Source organism: Lutibacter oceani (assembly GCF_003384935.1).
Lineage (GTDB): Bacteria > Bacteroidota > Bacteroidia > Flavobacteriales > Flavobacteriaceae > Lutibacter > Lutibacter oceani.
Genome location: NZ_QTTQ01000010.1, coordinates 359,329 through 375,334 on the forward strand (window position 1 = coordinate 359,329; position 16,006 = coordinate 375,334).

At 28.5% G+C, this 16,006-nt stretch carries 12 protein-coding genes; 3 read left to right on the forward strand and 9 right to left on the reverse strand.

Annotated features, from left to right (window positions below; genetic code table 11):
- The first annotated feature begins 51 nt into the window (after positions 1-51).
- Positions 52-3,339, forward strand: a complete 3,288-nt coding sequence (locus BX611_RS07100; protein WP_115879614.1) for an amidohydrolase family protein — start codon at positions 52-54, stop codon at positions 3,337-3,339.
- A gap of 305 nt (positions 3,340-3,644) precedes the next feature.
- Here the strand turns inward: BX611_RS07100 and BX611_RS07105 are convergent, their stop codons facing one another.
- The 9 genes from BX611_RS07105 to BX611_RS07145 all read right to left on the reverse strand — a co-directional run bounded on the left by BX611_RS07105 (position 3,645) and on the right by BX611_RS07145 (position 13,554).
- A complete protein-coding gene (locus BX611_RS07105; RefSeq protein WP_115879616.1) occupies positions 3,645-4,313 on the reverse strand; it encodes a helix-turn-helix domain-containing protein in 669 nt (222 codons plus the stop codon).
- Between the two features lie 5 nt (positions 4,314-4,318).
- A complete protein-coding gene (locus BX611_RS07110) occupies positions 4,319-6,262 on the reverse strand; it encodes a tetratricopeptide repeat-containing sensor histidine kinase (RefSeq protein ID WP_115879618.1) in 1,944 nt (647 codons plus the stop codon).
- A gap of 155 nt (positions 6,263-6,417) precedes the next feature.
- Complete coding sequence (locus BX611_RS07115; RefSeq protein WP_115879620.1) at positions 6,418-8,931, reverse strand: TonB-dependent receptor; 2,514 nt, start codon at positions 8,929-8,931, stop codon at positions 6,418-6,420.
- On the reverse strand, positions 8,921-9,817 hold the full coding sequence (locus BX611_RS07120) for a FecR family protein (protein ID WP_115879622.1): 897 nt from the start codon (positions 9,815-9,817) through the stop codon (positions 8,921-8,923). Before BX611_RS07120 ends, BX611_RS07115 begins: the two co-directional genes overlap by 11 nt.
- Before the next feature lie 24 nt (positions 9,818-9,841).
- A complete protein-coding gene (locus BX611_RS07125) occupies positions 9,842-10,345 on the reverse strand; it encodes an RNA polymerase sigma factor (RefSeq protein WP_115879624.1) in 504 nt (167 codons plus the stop codon).
- Between the two features lie 51 nt (positions 10,346-10,396).
- Entirely contained in the window at positions 10,397-11,908 is a 1,512-nt protein-coding gene (locus BX611_RS07130; RefSeq protein WP_115879626.1) for a DUF3570 domain-containing protein, read from the reverse strand.
- Positions 11,909-11,918: 10 nt separating this feature from the next.
- Positions 11,919-12,131, reverse strand: coding sequence for a DUF4266 domain-containing protein (locus BX611_RS07135; protein WP_115879628.1), 213 nt, complete (start codon positions 12,129-12,131; stop codon positions 11,919-11,921).
- Positions 12,128-13,120 (reverse strand): FAD:protein FMN transferase, encoded by a 993-nt coding sequence (locus BX611_RS07140; RefSeq protein ID WP_115879630.1) that lies wholly within the window; start codon positions 13,118-13,120, stop codon positions 12,128-12,130. Before BX611_RS07140 ends, BX611_RS07135 begins: the two co-directional genes overlap by 4 nt.
- A gap of 2 nt (positions 13,121-13,122) precedes the next feature.
- The gene (locus tag BX611_RS07145) at positions 13,123-13,554 is read right to left on the reverse strand and encodes a thioredoxin family protein (protein ID WP_115879632.1); all 432 of its coding nucleotides are present in this window, start codon (positions 13,552-13,554) and stop codon (positions 13,123-13,125) included.
- A 317-nt stretch (positions 13,555-13,871) separates the two neighbouring features.
- Between BX611_RS07145 and BX611_RS07150 the strand changes: the two genes are divergently transcribed.
- A complete protein-coding gene (locus tag BX611_RS07150) occupies positions 13,872-14,666 on the forward strand; it encodes a hypothetical protein (RefSeq protein WP_115880471.1) in 795 nt (264 codons plus the stop codon).
- Complete coding sequence (locus BX611_RS07155) at positions 14,666-16,006, forward strand: NAD(P)-binding domain-containing protein (protein WP_115880473.1); 1,341 nt, start codon at positions 14,666-14,668, stop codon at positions 16,004-16,006. Before BX611_RS07150 ends, BX611_RS07155 begins: the two co-directional genes overlap by 1 nt.

The window sequence follows — 16,006 nt, forward strand, 5'->3', positions numbered from 1 at the left end:
CGTTTATTAAAATTAAGTATATTAGCATTACACTACTAACTTTAATTTATTATGTTAAAAATTAAACACCTTTTACTTTTTATAATTGTACTGTCAATTAATTTAAATGCACAGAAAAAAGACTCTTTAAAATGGGATGTTTCAAATCCTAAAGGCGATTGGAATTTCAAAGAGTTAAAATTAACTACTAATGAAGGAACCTGGATGAATTTAGATGTAAGTCCAGATGGTAAAGAAATCGTTTTTGATTTACTTGGTGATATTTACAAAATTCCAGTAAGCGGTGGAAATGCAACATTATTAAGAGAAGGGTTGGCTTTTGAAGTTCAGCCAAGATTTAGTCCTGATGGTAGTAAAATTTTATTTACAAGTGATGCTGGTGGTGGCGATAATATTTGGGTTATGAATGCTGATGGAACCAATGCAAAACAACTTACTAAAGAAAAATTTCGATTGTTAAATAACGGTGCCTGGTCTGCTGATGGAAATTATATTTTTACCCGTAAGCACTTTACTTCAGGACGCTCTTTGGGTGCTGGAGAAATTTGGATGTATCACATTACCGGAGGTGTTGGAACCCAAATTACCAAAAGAAAAAATGATCAACAAGATGTAAATGAACCTGTTACTTCTCCTGATGGAACTTATTTGTATTATAGTGAAGATGTATATCCCGGTGGCTCTTTTCAATACAATAAAGATCCAAACAATCAAATTTATGTTATTAAAAGGTACGATCTTGAAACCGGTAAAACCGAAACAATTACAGGTGGTCCTGGCGGTGCTGCAAGACCACAACTATCAAGAGATGGCAAAAAAATGGCTTTTGTAAGGCGTGTAAGAACAAAAACTGTATTATTTATTCACGATTTAGAAACTGGTGAGGAATGGCCAATTTATGATCAATTAAATAAAGATCAACAGGAAGCCTGGGCTATTTTTGGTGTATATCCTGGTTTTAGCTGGATGCCAAATAATACTGAAATTGTTTTTTGGTCTGGCGGAAAAATCAATAAAATTGACATCAATAATTTAAGTATCAATAATATCCCTTTTAACGCGGAAGCAACCATTAAAATTGCCGAATCAATTCATTTTGACACACCTGTTTTTTCAGATGAATTTACTTCAAAAGTAATTAGAAACGTTGTAACTTCTCCTGATGGAAAAACCATATTGTTTAATGCTTTAGGGCATCTTTGGACTAAAAAATTACCAAATGGCACACCAAAAAGGGTAACAAATGGAACTGACTCAGAAGCTGAACCTAGTTATTCTCCAGACGGTACAAAAATTATATACGTAACCTGGAATGATGAAAATTTAGGTGCAATTTATCAGCTTTCGTTGAAAGATGGAAAAAGTTTAAAATTAACTTCTGAAAAAGGAATCTATCGAACTCCTTCTTACAGTTCTGATGGTAATAAAATTACCTATTTTAAAGAAGGTGGAAACAGTGATCAAGGAAGAACTTTTACCAAAAAAACTGGTATTTACACTATGAATGCCAATGGAACCAATAAAAAATGGATTACTAAAAACGGGCAATTCCCTGAATTTAATAAAGAAGGAACACGAATTTTATTTCAAACCGGTGGTACCTTTTTTGGGAATTTAGTAAAAGAATTAAAAAGCGTTGATTTAAACGGACAAGATGAAAGAACTTTAGTAAAATCTAAATATGCAAACCGATTAGTGCCTAGTCCAGATAATAATTGGATTACTTTTAGTCATTTACACAAGGTTTATATTGCACCAATGCCAAAAATTGGCAAAACCTTTGATTTAGATGATGCAACCAAATCTGTTCCTGTTTCTCAACTTGCAAAAGATGCCGGTGTAAATATTCATTGGTCTTCCGACAGTAAAAAAATTCATTGGACATTAGGTGAAGAATATTTTACAAATAACATTGCAGATCGCTTTACATTTTTAAAGAACTCACCGGATAGTATTTCTCCAATGACAACAAAAGGCATCAAAGTAAATTTGGTACAAAAATCTGATAAACCTTCCGGTAAAATTGCATTTACCGGTGCACGAATTATTACAATGGAAGGAGATGAAGTTATTGAAAACGGAACCATTGTTATTAATGAAAATAAAATAGAATCCGTTGGAAAAAGTGACGAGATAAACATCCCGTCAAATGCTAAGGTAATTGATGTAACCGGTAAAACCATAATGCCTGGAATTGTTGATGTTCATGCACATGTTGGTGGTTTTAGAAATGGTTTAACAGCTCAAAAACATTGGCAATTTTATGCAAATTTAGCTTTTGGTGTAACTACTTCACATGATCCATCAGCAAATACTGAAGCTATTTTTACGCTGGCTGAATTAATTAAAGCAGGAGAAATGGTAGGGCCAAGACTCTACTCTACCGGTTTTATTTTATATGGTGCCGATGGCGATTTTAAAGCTAAAGTGAATAATATAGAAGATGCTCGTTCTGCAATTAGAAGAACAAAAGCATTTGGTGCACTTTCCGTTAAAAGTTATAACCAGCCTAGAAGAGAACAGCGTCAACAAATACTGCAAGCTGCTCGTGAAGAAGGTATTTTTGTAGTTCCGGAAGGTGGATCTACTTTTTATCATAATATGACAATGATTATGGATGGCCATACAGGCATAGAGCATAACATACCTGTTGCACCAGTTTATAAAGATGTATTGGAACTTTGGAGCAATAGCAAAACAGGATATACTCCAACATTAATTGTAAATTATGGAGGTGTTAACGGTGAATATTACTGGTACCAAAAAAATAATATTTGGGAAAATGAAAAACTTTTAAAATATACTCCAAGAAATATTGTTGATGCCCGCTCCAGGTATAGAACAATGGTTCCTTTAGAAGAGTATGAAAACGGACATATTCTAACTTCAAAAACCTGTAAACAATTAGCTGATTTAGGTGTAAAAGTAAATTTAGGTGCACATGGCCAACTTCAAGGTTTAGGAGCACATTGGGAATTAGCAATGCTAGCACAAGGAGGTATGAGTACAATGGAAGCGCTCCATTCTGCAACTATTAATGGTGCCGAATATTTAGGAATGGGAGCTGATATTGGATCTTTAAAAGCTGGGAAATTAGCTGATTTAATTATTTTAGATGAAAATCCACTAGATGCTATTGAAAATTCAAAAACTGTTCGATATACCATGGTAAATGGAAGATTGTATGATACAGAAACAATGAATGAAATTGGAAACAGAATTAAATCAAGAACTAAATTTTATTGGGAAAATAATAAATACAATACTGCTTTTCCATGGCACGAATCAACAAACAGCTATACATTACCAGGATGTAGTTGTGAAGTTTTACATGATTAGTAATTTTAACAAATCATAATCCAAACTTCTTTAGTTCAATTCTGTATATTACTAAAAATTCAACTTTATAAAAAAAAACCTTACATAGAACTGTAAGGTTTTTTTAATAAAGTTGAGGTTAAAAAACTACATTTTATTAAACCTAGTTTTGTTTTAATCTTTTAAAGTATAGCAACTTTCCTAATGTAACCCCAAATTAATACGCTATTTGTTTAACTAAAATTTAAGTTTAACACTTTCAAAACTACTAAGAATTTATAAAAAAAAATTACGGATTTCCATAAAGTATTTTATTAAATAGAATCTTAAATTAGTCCTAAATCTTTTGCAATAGAGACTAAATGTGTAGGATTATTGGCATTAAATTGCTCTCTTAAAATTTTTAATCTTTTTTCTATAGAACTTACGCTTGTAGGAGACCACATTTTTTCTTTTAAAATAGTACTTATTTCTTCTTGCAAATATCCTTTAGATAGACATTCTATCAAGAAAATATCATATTCAACTATTTCAATTGAGTTACTTTTAGACATTGATCCAGCAACATGTGGAGAAATGTAAATACTTTCTGAATTATTTAGTTGTTGTACTGCTTTTTTAAGTTCTCTTAAACCTTCCCTGCTTTTCCAAACATAGGCATTAATTTTATGCTCATTGAATAATGTTTGAACCCTATATTTTTTATCTTCAACCGAAAACACAGCAATTTTTAATGAAGGGAATTCCTTCCTAACAATTTTTATTAGTTCATCACCGGAAGTTATTTTTTGTTCTAAATAATCCTCATTAAATGATAAGTCACTAATTAATAAGTCATAAGGAACATTATTTAAACTTGCGCTCTTTAATTTTAAAAGAGCTTCATCACAATATTGAACATAGTCAATTTGTTCTATATCTAATTTACTGAGTTCTACCTTTATTCCACTGTTAATAAAGTCCATATCTTCAGCTATCAATACTTTTTTAAACATAGCTCTTATTTTTTAAAACTAATAAATGCTTTAAATCCTTTATTTAAAGATGTTTCAAAAGTAATAATACCATTTATTGATTTTATACGGCTTTCCATATTCTTAAGGCCATTTTTAAATTTTAACTCTTTTAAAGCAAATCCAATTCCATTATCAGAATAATTTATAAAATGTTGATTACTGTCTTTTTTAAAGGAAATTGCAACTAGTCTGGCACTACTATGCTTTTGCATATTCACCATTAATTCTTGCAATACTCTGTATATTTCAATTTGTTTGTCTTTCGTTAATAATTTCAATTCAACATTATTAATATCTTTAACAATAATTGTTGTAGTATTTGTATTAAAACTTGCAAGTAATGCTTTTAAAGACTTCTCAAAACTTTCCCCTGTTTCAATTGTGCTGTTTTGATGTGAAATATCTCTTGTAAGCAAATACACTTTTTCCAAATCATCTAAAAGTACTTCTTTTGTTTCACTGGTATACTGAACCTTATTCATAATATTAACAACATTATTAGCCACTTCGTCATGAATTTTTTTGGCAATTCGAGTTTCAGTCTTATAAACTTCTTCTTTTTTTTCTTGTTGATGTTTTTGTCTGCGGTAATATCCAAAACCTATAAAGCCTAAAAGGATTGCACCACTTGATGCAGCTCCAATAATATTTCTCGCTTTTTCTTTTTCTAATTCGAGCTCTTTTTTTGAATTAACAATTTTTAATCTCAAATTTTCTCCACGGTTTTTTTCACTATCATATTTTAATTTGGCGAATTTATTCTCTACTTGTCTTTCAGCCTCAACTAAACTGTCACTTATGCTAATATATGAAGCATAATATTTTTTTATCCTTGAAGAATTATCAAGGCTTATAAGTTTTTGCAGTGCTTCCAACTGGTCTCTAGGGCTTTTTTTATGACTTGCCAGATTATACATTTTTAAAGCATAGTCTACAGCTATTTTATCATTCCTTATTTTATAAAAATCAGATAGGTGAGCATAACTAGTAATAAGTCCCATACTGTCTTTATCCTTCTGCCTAATCTCTTTCGCTAACATATAATCAGAAAGTACACTTAAATTTTTATTATTTAGCCATTGCGCATAAGCTTTATTGTCTATAATTCTAGCTTTTTTTCTTGGTTTTTTTTCGATAAGAGAGTCCTTTAATAATTCAGTAAATAATGCTATACTTTCATCGTATTTTTCCAAACTACGTAAAGCAATTGCTTTATTATTTAAAATACCTATAGAATCGATTCTGTTTGTAGCAATTTTTAAAGCTTTATCATTCCAATAAATTGCTTCATTAAAATCCTTTTGATTTTTTGAATTTATAGCTAAACAATTGTATAAAGAAGATAAGTATAATACATTTGTTTTATCCAAATAGTTTATTGCTTTTATACCTGTTTCATCACTTCCTGTATAATCACCTAAATTTGATTGTATAATTGCCATGTGAGTTAAATTCTCTCCTATCCTAGCACTATCTTCTACTATTAAAAACATTTCATTGGAATAATTATAGCAATAATAAGCACTATCAATTTGAGAATTAGCTCGATAATAATATCCCATTCTGGAATATTGATTTCCTATACCTTTTATATTATCTTTTTTCAACAATTTTAAATATCTTTTTGAAATATAAATCGCACTATCATAGTTTCTTAAATTTCCAAAAAGGTATGTTTTGTATGCCAGAATTTCTTTTTGTTTTGATGTTAACTCTTTCTTTTTTGCCAATTCCATGGCCTTATTCGCATATTTCAAAGAAACACTTAAAGGTAAACTGTTTTCTTTCATATTTTTAATATGATAATCTAAAGAGTCTGATTCAATTTTTAATTTAAATTTTAAAAATTCATCTCCAAAGCTAAAATTTGAGGCATGTGCTATATTAAAAACACAAAAAAAGAGGAATGTAACTTTTAATCGTTTCATTCCTCTAAAATAATATAAAATTTATCAATTATAAATTTTAATCTCCAATAGTTAACACTTTTATTGGTATGTAAATTAGAAGGAGAACTTTACCGTGAATTATAAAATTATTGCTCAAGATTTAGATTTTAAGAAATTACAACCAAAAACCATATTTAATATTTTAATCTAAAACTTAAATTAAAAGTTGGTTGTATAGAGTACCTATCAATAGGTACAATTTCTTTACTTGCAAAATTATAAGTGAAAAATCTGTGAAGTATATTTTTTGCTTTTAAAATATTTACAAAGGATAATTCAATTTCTGGAATTACTTTGCTTTTAAAGTTTTTAAACTCATATCCTAAAGAAATATCCATCCTTTTATAATTTGGTAATGTAAAAGTATTTAACCTATCATATGAAAATCTATATGTTGTAGCAGACAATTCAGTTACTTTAGAAGGGTAAGAATAAGGTTTTCCAGTATGCCATTTCCAAGCCAAAGCAATATTTAAATTAGCTATATCTACAGAGGTTGAAGCAATTAATTGGTGCTTTATACTCTGATTTCCAGGAAACGACTTTGAATTATTTAATTCTTTAAAAATATTAACTGCATCGGTATATGTATAACTTAACCAACTTGTAAAAACACCTGTTTTATTTCTTAAAAAAAAATCAAAACCTTCAATTTCGCTTTCACCTTCATGAAAATCTTGATCATTTGGATCTAAGAACCCATAATTAAAAGTAGTAATTGACTCTATCCCTTTTTTAAAATATTCAATATCTATTAAAAAACTTTTATTATTAAAAGATACTCCTCCATTAAACTGATGAACATTTAATAATGGAAATTGCTCTCCATCTACCCCTACCCATAATTGATTGCCGTTTTCAAATGTATCACTTACGGTTTCATACGTTTGAAGAGATGCTTGTGTTTTTATTTCAAAAGAAGCATTTACATTAAAATGATTAGCAATTGTTTTTTTAGTATAAATTCTTGGTTCAAATTGAAATGAATTTAATTGGTCATAATAATTTAACCGAACACCAAAACGAATAAAATAATTTTCAGGTTTCTGTGCTGTAAAATTACTAAATAAAGAATGTGTTCCAATAATACTCTTTTGAGAATCTGTTATTGAATAATCATCTTCTTGTCTGGATAAATAATCAAATACTATTTTTTTCTCATTCCATTGATAACCAAGTTGAATTTTTGCAACTTCAGTTAAAATATTTTCGCGATTAATATTAAAATTAATCTCTTTTATTTTATTATTTCTAGTTTGTAATTGCTCCTCTTCATAATCATCATCTTCATACTCACTGAGTCGCTGAAAATAATCCATCTCATATTCTGTATAATTAGCAGTAATTTGAGTGTTATTTTTTTTGGTTTCATTATTCCAAACTATCCCGCCACTTTTACTACTGGCATATAAGTTTTCATTTAATAAATACTCATCCTCTTCAAAACTGTAATTAAATTTATCTAACATCATTAAACCGTGTATTCGAAGCGTATTATTTTTATTTAATTTATAATTAACACCTCCACTAAAATCATAATAATAAACATCTTTTTTCAATGTTTTAGATGTTGTAATACTAGAGTTTTTAAAGGTTTGATTCATTAAATTATTAAAAGGTTGTAACTGTAAAACATCTGTAAAAGACCGTCTAAATGAAAAATCTGTAGTTATTTTACTTCCTATTTTTAAATTTGAAGAAAAATCTACATCTAATAAATTAATCCCTAAAGATGCATTTGAATTAATACTGTCTATCATTAAGGTTGAAATCTCAATTAAACCACCTGTATGATTGCCATATTTGGCACTTACTCCGTTGCTAAAAAAGTTTACTTTATTTACAGAGTTTGGGTTTACCGATGAAATACCTCCTAATAAATGCCCTGTTTGATATAATCGAATACCATTCCACAAAATTAAATTTTGGTCTGGTGTACTTCCATGTACAAATAAATCCGTTGCATTTTCTTGAGAATTGGTAACTCCAGGTAAAAACTGTATACTTTGAAAAACATCAGCATTAATCAATCCTCCTAAAACTCCTTGATTTTTTGGATTTAAAACAAATGCACCTTCACTATTTTTTGAAATTCCTTTAGCTAAATATGAAATTTCAACCAGGTCCAATTCAGTTTCTTTAGCTGAAATCTTAATTTCAACATAATTTTTAGTTCCAGAAATTGTAACATTATACTTTCCATAGGCAATATGGCTTATCTGAATATTTTTTGGAACAGTTCTTTTTATAAACTCAAATTTTCCGTTTGCATCTGTAATTGAATTTAAATCATTAACAAATACCAAGGCACCTTCAATAGGTAAGTTCGTATTTTTATCAATAATTACGCCACTAAATTTGGTATCAAAATCTTGAATTGCTAAACTAAGTGCATAAATATTTTTGCCAGTTTTAATAGATGAAATTTGATATGCTTCTTTTAAATCAGCTAAAAAAGTGTCTAATATATCAGGTAATTCTTTGTTATAAACAGCTAAATGAGTAAGTTCCTCATCATTGTATGAAAAAAAAACTTTATATTTATTTTCAGCATTTTTAAGCGTTTGTTTCAGACTTATTTCAGTTTGACTATATAAAATATTGACATTTATTAAGAAAAGAACAATAAAGTAATATTTAATATTCATTAACAAATTCAATTTGATATTTATTTTTCTGAATTTTTTCAGCTTTTAAATGAAATGGAGTAAAAACAGTCAACAATGCTTCCTCTAAATTCTCTTTTGAATACCTTCCTGAAAAATACATTTTTTTATTTAATTCCGAAAAAGAAATTTCAATATCATAAATTGCTTCCAAATCAGCTATTACAACTTCTAGTGGCGTGTGCTGATATGTGGCATATTTCGTCTGAATTTCTTCATTCCATTTATATTTAACAGGTTTTATTTCATTTTGTAAATTATCCACTTCTTGAGAAGCTGTAATTATAAATTCATTCTTTTTAATGCCAACTTTTACTTTACCTTCAAAACAAGCTACTTTAAAAAAGTTTAAGCGATCTAAAACTTTAAAAGTAGTTCCTAAAACAGCAATAGTTCCATTTTTTGTTTCAACATTAAAAGGCGAACCCTTTGAAACTTTAAATACCATGGCACCTTCAGCTTTTAACTTTCTAAAAAAACGATACGTAAGCTTATTATATTGTATTGATGAATTTGGTTCTAAATAAATTTTTGAGCCATCTTGCAAATCTATCGTTTTAAAAGCCGCTATTTCAGTAGTAAATTTTACATTATTGATTTGATAAATACCTAGTCCAAAAACAATTAAAATTGATGCCGCTATACCAACCCAAGAATATAATGAAACTTTTTTCTCTTTTTTTACAAATACCATTTTACTAAGTAATTGTTCCCAAGTAGTATTCTTTCTTTTTGGAACGCTCCAATTATCTAAAGTTTTTATAATTTTAGAATAGGATAAAAAAGCTTCTTTCCCTACAATTTTTTCTAATTCTTCATCGGTAATTTTACCTTCCATCCAATCTGCCAAATACTTTTGATCTTTCATGATTATATTTTTTAGCTTTGGGGTTTATCTATTAAATTCTTTAACATTAGTTCTCAAATAAACCAACGCATTATGCATCCTTTTTTCAATTGTTTTTACTGATAAATTAAGTTCCTCAGCAATTTCTCGATACTTTTTTTTATCAATCCTATTCATTAAAAAAACTTGTCTTTCTCCATCTTTTAAATTTGAAATGACTAGTTCCAATTTTTGTTCAAACTCATTTTTTTCCAAATTAAACTCAGGCGATTCTATATTTACATCTGATATTTTTTGCTTCTGAAAAACAATTTTCACCTTTTCATGCTTTTTTATGTTTAAGCATTCATTTCTACCTAAAGTATATAGGTAACTTTTTATGTTTTCCAAAGAAACCGTTTTACAGCGTTCCCAAAGTTTTAAAAACACATTTTGAGTAACATCTTCCGCTTCAATTTGATTTCCAAATGTGTAATACAAATAATTGTACAAACCATCTGAATACTTTTTATAAACCGTTTCAAATGTTTTATGATTACATAAATTCATAAAATAAATTTTAAGTTTCTACAAACTTAAAAGAAAAACTTTAAACGGTTCTTAATCCATTACAAATTTAAATCCTACATTAACTATTCCAGCTGTTAACCCTGTATTTCTTTTGTAATTACTGTACTTTAAATCAATACTTTTTAAGCCTAGTTTCCAAATTCTTCGAGACGTAAAAATATCGGTATATGAGATTCCAAAGCCAAATTGATTAGAATTAAATTCAGACAAATCATAATCTGAAGTATAATAATCACTGGTTGATAAATTTTCTTCATAAGGTGCAAAATAATCTGCAGCTGTTTGTGTGTAATATCTATACGTTGGATATAAAGTAAAAGTGTCTGAAATTTTTATTGGTAATTCAATATTTGCTGTGTGTGCTGTAATTCCCCAATCATCATAATAATACCTATAATAAGTTCTCAAAGAAACAGCCTCATTTATATAATAGTTAAAACGTGCACCTACAGGAATTTTAAATCTAGTTGTAGGTAAACGCTCAATATCATCTGCTAATTGAAATACATCTGTATTACTTTTTGAAGTATAATTTGGAATACTTGAAGCATTTCCAATAAAATAATTAGCTTTATCTCCAAAATAAACCCGTTGCATAGGATTTGCTAACCAACCATCTTGTTTTACCAAATCTAAAAAGAGAGAAACTTGAGCTTTTTTACTTAAAATTTGAAAAAAACTCAATGAAACTGAATACGTATTTCTTGATTTATTGTCAATTAAATTTGTATTAAATGGACTCCAAACTGTTGGTCCATTTTTGTTTATAATTGTTCCGTTTTTATTTAGAATATCTACCCCGGTAAAAAAACCTGCATTAAGGTTACTGTTTGCCTCTTTATATGCCTTAATTTCTGTTGGATAAACAGGTTGCCAACTATCAAAATATACATTTCCTTTTAAATCTATTTCTGTATTTTTTTCATTAAAAAGCTTTGTAAAGCTTCCACCAAATCCAAATGACGTATAATCAAATTCATTTGCAAAATTTAAGTGCACCCCAACAATACTATTTCTATCAGCTGAGTAATGGCTATAACCAATATCTCCACTTGCCCAAACATCTGATTTTGAAGCTCCGGAAGACTCAACCCAAGGACTTCCACCTGAACTATTAGAAATACTATTTCCTAAATTATTAGTATTTACATTTGTTGATGCAGCACTTTTGGCTGAAATAGTTCCTTTGTCATCATCATCATAATCAAAACGATTTGAAGTGTTTCCACCTCCATCAAACGGATTTACATTACTAGACGAAGCTGATGTGTATGCTGAAATAGTTCCATCAATAGTTAAAACGTCATTTGCATTTAAAGGAATTGAAACTGTAATATTTGTTGCTATATCAGTTAATTTTTCAGTTCCAATACCACCAGTAACAGCTGCATTATCACCATCTTGTGAATAAAAACTTGAAATTAAGTCAACTTCAGCATTTTCTAAAACACGCTTTGTATAGTTTTTGTTTAAATCTTTGCTAGTTTGTGAAAAACCAACAAATGAAAAAAGAAAAACAACTGGTATTATTATTTTTTTCATATTATTTAAATTAATTACATCCACAACCACCACCTGATTTCCCTCCATTAGCTCCAGAAGCTGCCTCTCTATAAACTTGAAAGCTAGTTTCAAACTTATACGCTTTTTTTGATGCTAATAACATATCTGGATCATTCAAATAAACTTTTTCATATTCTTTAACTGCCACACAAGAAGCAGTTAAAGAACTAATTACTAGTAATACACAAATTTTTTTAATCATATTTTATTAATATTTATATTTTTAGAATTATGGATACCACCTTTATTATCAATAATTATGCATTCAATATTGTTTAATTGATTTATTCGGTTAAGTCCAACTTCAGTTCCCATAACAAAAATTGAAGTGGCTAAAGCATCTGCTAATTCAGCTTTAGGTGCAAAAACAGAAACACTAACTATATCACTTGCAGGATAACCAGTTCTGGGATCAATAATATGAGAATAGCGCTTACCATTAAATGTTACAAATTTTTCATAATCACCTGAAGTTACAACTGCCTTATTTGAAATTGGTAAAAGAGCAAATGCATTATTCTTATTTAATGGATTAGTAATTGCTACTTTCCAATCGTTTTCATTGGGTTGTTTTCCCCATGTATTCATATCACCAGAGGCATTAATAATACCAGCCTTAACACCTTTTGAAATTAAAAGCATTTTTGCTTTATCAGCAGCATACCCTTTTCCAATAGCACCAAACCCAATTTTCATACCTTTTAATTTTAAAAACACTGTTGAATTTTCCTTATCAAGAATTATATTTTGAAAGCCAACTTTTAAAACAGATTTTTTTATTTCTTCTTCCGAAGGCATTGTTTTTAAACTACCATCAAATTTCCAAATTTTGTCCATTGAAGCATAACTAATATCAAAAGCTCCATCAGTTAATTTTGAAATAGCTAATGATCTTTCAATTAAGTCAAATAATTCTTTATCAACTTTTACAGGTTTAATACCAGCGTTTTTAATAATTTCTGATGTTTGAGAATTGGTATCCCAAGAAGATATTAGTTTTTCAATTCTTGAAATTTCATTTATGGCTAAATTAATGTACTTAGTGGCACTAACTGTATCATTAGCAACCACCGAAATATCAAATCGGCTTCCCATTAATTTTAATGTTTTTCTATGTATTTGTTGGCTATAAAAAGAAGTCGTTAATAAAAGAAAAACAACTAAAAATTTATATTTATTTTTTAAGCGCATCTTTAAAATGAAATGAGTATTTTTATATATTCAGAAGGTGTTGTTTTTTTGTAACCAGTATTTCCTAAAACCTCCCCTTTTTTATTTAAAACAACAACATAAGGAAAATAACCAGGTTTATTATATTTTTCCATAAGTCTCTTATTTTGTATTTGTTGTTTCTCCGTTAATCTATTTTTACTTTTTCTAGGAAAGTCTGCTTTAAACATTATAAAATGTTGCTTAGAATATTTTATGAATTCAGGAGTACTCCAAATTTCTCTATCTAATTTTATACAAGGCGCACACCAATCGGAACCTTGAAATACCAAAATAATATTTTTATTTTCTTTAAGTGCTAAATTTTTGGCATCATCAAAATTTGTATTCCAATTTTGAGAATACATTGTGTAACTTCCAATAAAAAGAAAAAGGATTGCTATTTTTAAATTCATATAAATATGTTATAAGTATTTCGTTTTACTTTAAAACAATTTAATAATGAGATACCCTAAGAAATTAATATCTTTTTCTCAAAAAAATCTTAAAAACTATATTAGAGCTAAATCATTTCATAAAACATTATTTTAATAATAATTCAATAAAAAGTTAAACATAAAAAAATTGAGTTTGAAGTAGGGTAAATTAAAAATCACTTGTTATAATTAATACAACAAATGTTTATTTATAAATCAATTGTTAATATTTACTAACCCCTAATCCTCCTTTATTTAAGTTGAAAACTTTAACACATACTATTTATATTGCAATTATGTCTTTAATAGTTATCGTTGTTACTATATACCTCTCATATGTAGGTTACAGCTATTACAATACTCCCTTAGAAGAACGATTTTATCATCCTAATCATAATTGGTTTAAATCAAGTGGTCTCTTTGGACAAGGTATTGGTATTATAGGAACCTTTATGATTACTTTTGGTGTAGCAATTTATATTGCAAGAAAAAGGTATCATTTTTTAGCAAAATATATTCGCTTAAAATACCTTTTAGAATTTCATATTTTTTTATGCACTTTAGGACCCATTTTAATTCTTTTTCATACGACTTTTAAATTTAACGGTATAGTATCAATTGCTTTTTGGAGTATGGTAGCTGTAGTATTGAGTGGTGTTGTTGGAAGATTTATTTATATACAAATACCTCGATCTATTGAAGGTAGGGAACTAAGTTTAAGTGAAGTTCATAATATGAAAACGGATTTAACTTTAGTTTTAAACGAAAAATTTGAATTAGACAACAATGTAATAAATATGATTGTAAGTGCTACGGATGCTAACCAAAACTTATCTGAATCCAAAATTTCAATACGAAATTTAAGAAAAATTTTGAAATCAAAAAGAATTCCTAAGCCTGAAAGAAATTCTATTATAAAAATGGTTGTAAAGGAAAAAATTCTTTCAGGTAGAATTGCCAGATTACAAACTATGCAAAGGCTTTTTAAATATTGGCATGTAGCACATTTGCCCTTTGCTCTTATTATGCTCATTATTTTAATTATTCATATTGGTGTAACAGTTGCCTTTGGATATAAATGGATATTTTAATGAAAGATGTAATTTTAGAACAAATAGTAGTTTATGGTGTTGTTTTTTTTATATGTTTAATAACAGTCTTTTTTTATTTAAAAAAGAAAAAAAACGAAACTAGTATTGTTGTAAAAAAAGTAGCTACCGCTAAAGAGGAAGGGCTTTTTGAACCAGTTTCACTACATCCTTATATTGATTTAAACACTTGTATTGGAAGTGCCGCTTGTATAGAAGATTGCCCTGAAAAAGATATTTTAGGAATAGCAAATGGCAAAGCTACTGTAATACAAACATCTAACTGTATTGGTCACGGTGCTTGCTTTCATGCCTGTCCTGTAGAAGCAATAACACTTCGTATTGGAACAGAAAAAAGAGGTGTTGATTTACCACATGTTAACCAAAATTTTGAAACCAATAGCAAAGGTATTTATATCGCTGGTGAATTAGGAGGAATGGGCCTAATAAAGAACAGTGTTGAACAAGGTCAACAAGCTATTGAAAACATGTTAAAAAACAAAAAATCTTCAAAAGAAAATATATTAGACGTTATAATTGTTGGCGCAGGTCCAGCTGGAATTTCAGCTTCTTTGGCGGCTAAAAAACATGGTTTATCTTCTCTTACTTTAGAACAAGACTCGCTGGGAGGAACAGTTTATACGTTTCCTAGAAAAAAAATTGTAATGACAGCTCCAATGGACTTGCCTTTATATGGAAAAGTAAAACTTTTTGAAACATCTAAAGATGAATTACTTCAATTATGGGAAAAAGTAATATCATCACATGATTTAAAAATCTTAGAACATACAAAAGTCGAAAAAATTATTCCTTCTGAAAATGACACCTTTAAAATTATTACTAATAAAGAAGAAGAATTCATTTGTAATAACGTGTTACTCTCTATTGGAAGAAGAGGAACTCCAAGAAAATTAAATATTCCTGGTGAAGATTCTGAGAAGGTTGCTTATAGACTCATTGAATCAGAAAGAATAAAAAATAAAAATATTATTGTAGTTGGTGGTGGGGATTCTGCGATTGAAACTGTTCTATTATTAATAGATGCCAATAATGTAACACTTTCTTATAGAAATGATAAGTTTAATAGATTAAAACCCAAAAATAAGTTGAAAATTCAACAGGCAATAGACAACAAAAAAATAAATATGCTATTCAATTCAAATCTGGTTAGCATCAATAATAATGAAGTGCTTGTTAAATTTTCTAACAATGAAAATGTGGTGCAAATTGAAAATGATCTCGTGTATATTTTTGCAGGTGGTGAATTACCAACTGCATTTTTACAAAAAGCTGGAGTTGAAATTTCTAAACGTTTTAATTACATCATGAAAAAACATAAATAA

Excerpts from the sequence above, each read along its gene's own strand:
- BX611_RS07100 (WP_115879614.1), top strand. The coding sequence starts at position 52 with ATGTTAAAAATTAAACACCTTTTACTTTTTATAATTGTACTGTCAATT.
- BX611_RS07105 (WP_115879616.1), bottom strand. The coding sequence starts at position 4,313 with ATGTTTAAAAAAGTATTGATAGCTGAAGATATGGACTTTATTAACAGT.
- BX611_RS07110 (WP_115879618.1), bottom strand. The coding sequence starts at position 6,262 with ATGAAACGATTAAAAGTTACATTCCTCTTTTTTTGTGTTTTTAATATA.
- BX611_RS07115 (WP_115879620.1), bottom strand. The coding sequence starts at position 8,931 with ATGAATATTAAATATTACTTTATTGTTCTTTTCTTAATAAATGTCAAT.
- BX611_RS07120 (WP_115879622.1), bottom strand. The coding sequence starts at position 9,817 with ATGAAAGATCAAAAGTATTTGGCAGATTGGATGGAAGGTAAAATTACC.
- BX611_RS07125 (WP_115879624.1), bottom strand. The coding sequence starts at position 10,345 with ATGAATTTATGTAATCATAAAACATTTGAAACGGTTTATAAAAAGTAT.
- BX611_RS07130 (WP_115879626.1), bottom strand. The coding sequence starts at position 11,908 with ATGAAAAAAATAATAATACCAGTTGTTTTTCTTTTTTCATTTGTTGGT.
- BX611_RS07135 (WP_115879628.1), bottom strand. The coding sequence starts at position 12,131 with ATGATTAAAAAAATTTGTGTATTACTAGTAATTAGTTCTTTAACTGCT.
- BX611_RS07140 (WP_115879630.1), bottom strand. The coding sequence starts at position 13,120 with ATGCGCTTAAAAAATAAATATAAATTTTTAGTTGTTTTTCTTTTATTA.
- BX611_RS07145 (WP_115879632.1), bottom strand. The coding sequence starts at position 13,554 with ATGAATTTAAAAATAGCAATCCTTTTTCTTTTTATTGGAAGTTACACA.
- BX611_RS07150 (WP_115880471.1), top strand. The coding sequence starts at position 13,872 with ATGTCTTTAATAGTTATCGTTGTTACTATATACCTCTCATATGTAGGT.
- BX611_RS07155 (WP_115880473.1), top strand. The coding sequence starts at position 14,666 with ATGAAAGATGTAATTTTAGAACAAATAGTAGTTTATGGTGTTGTTTTT.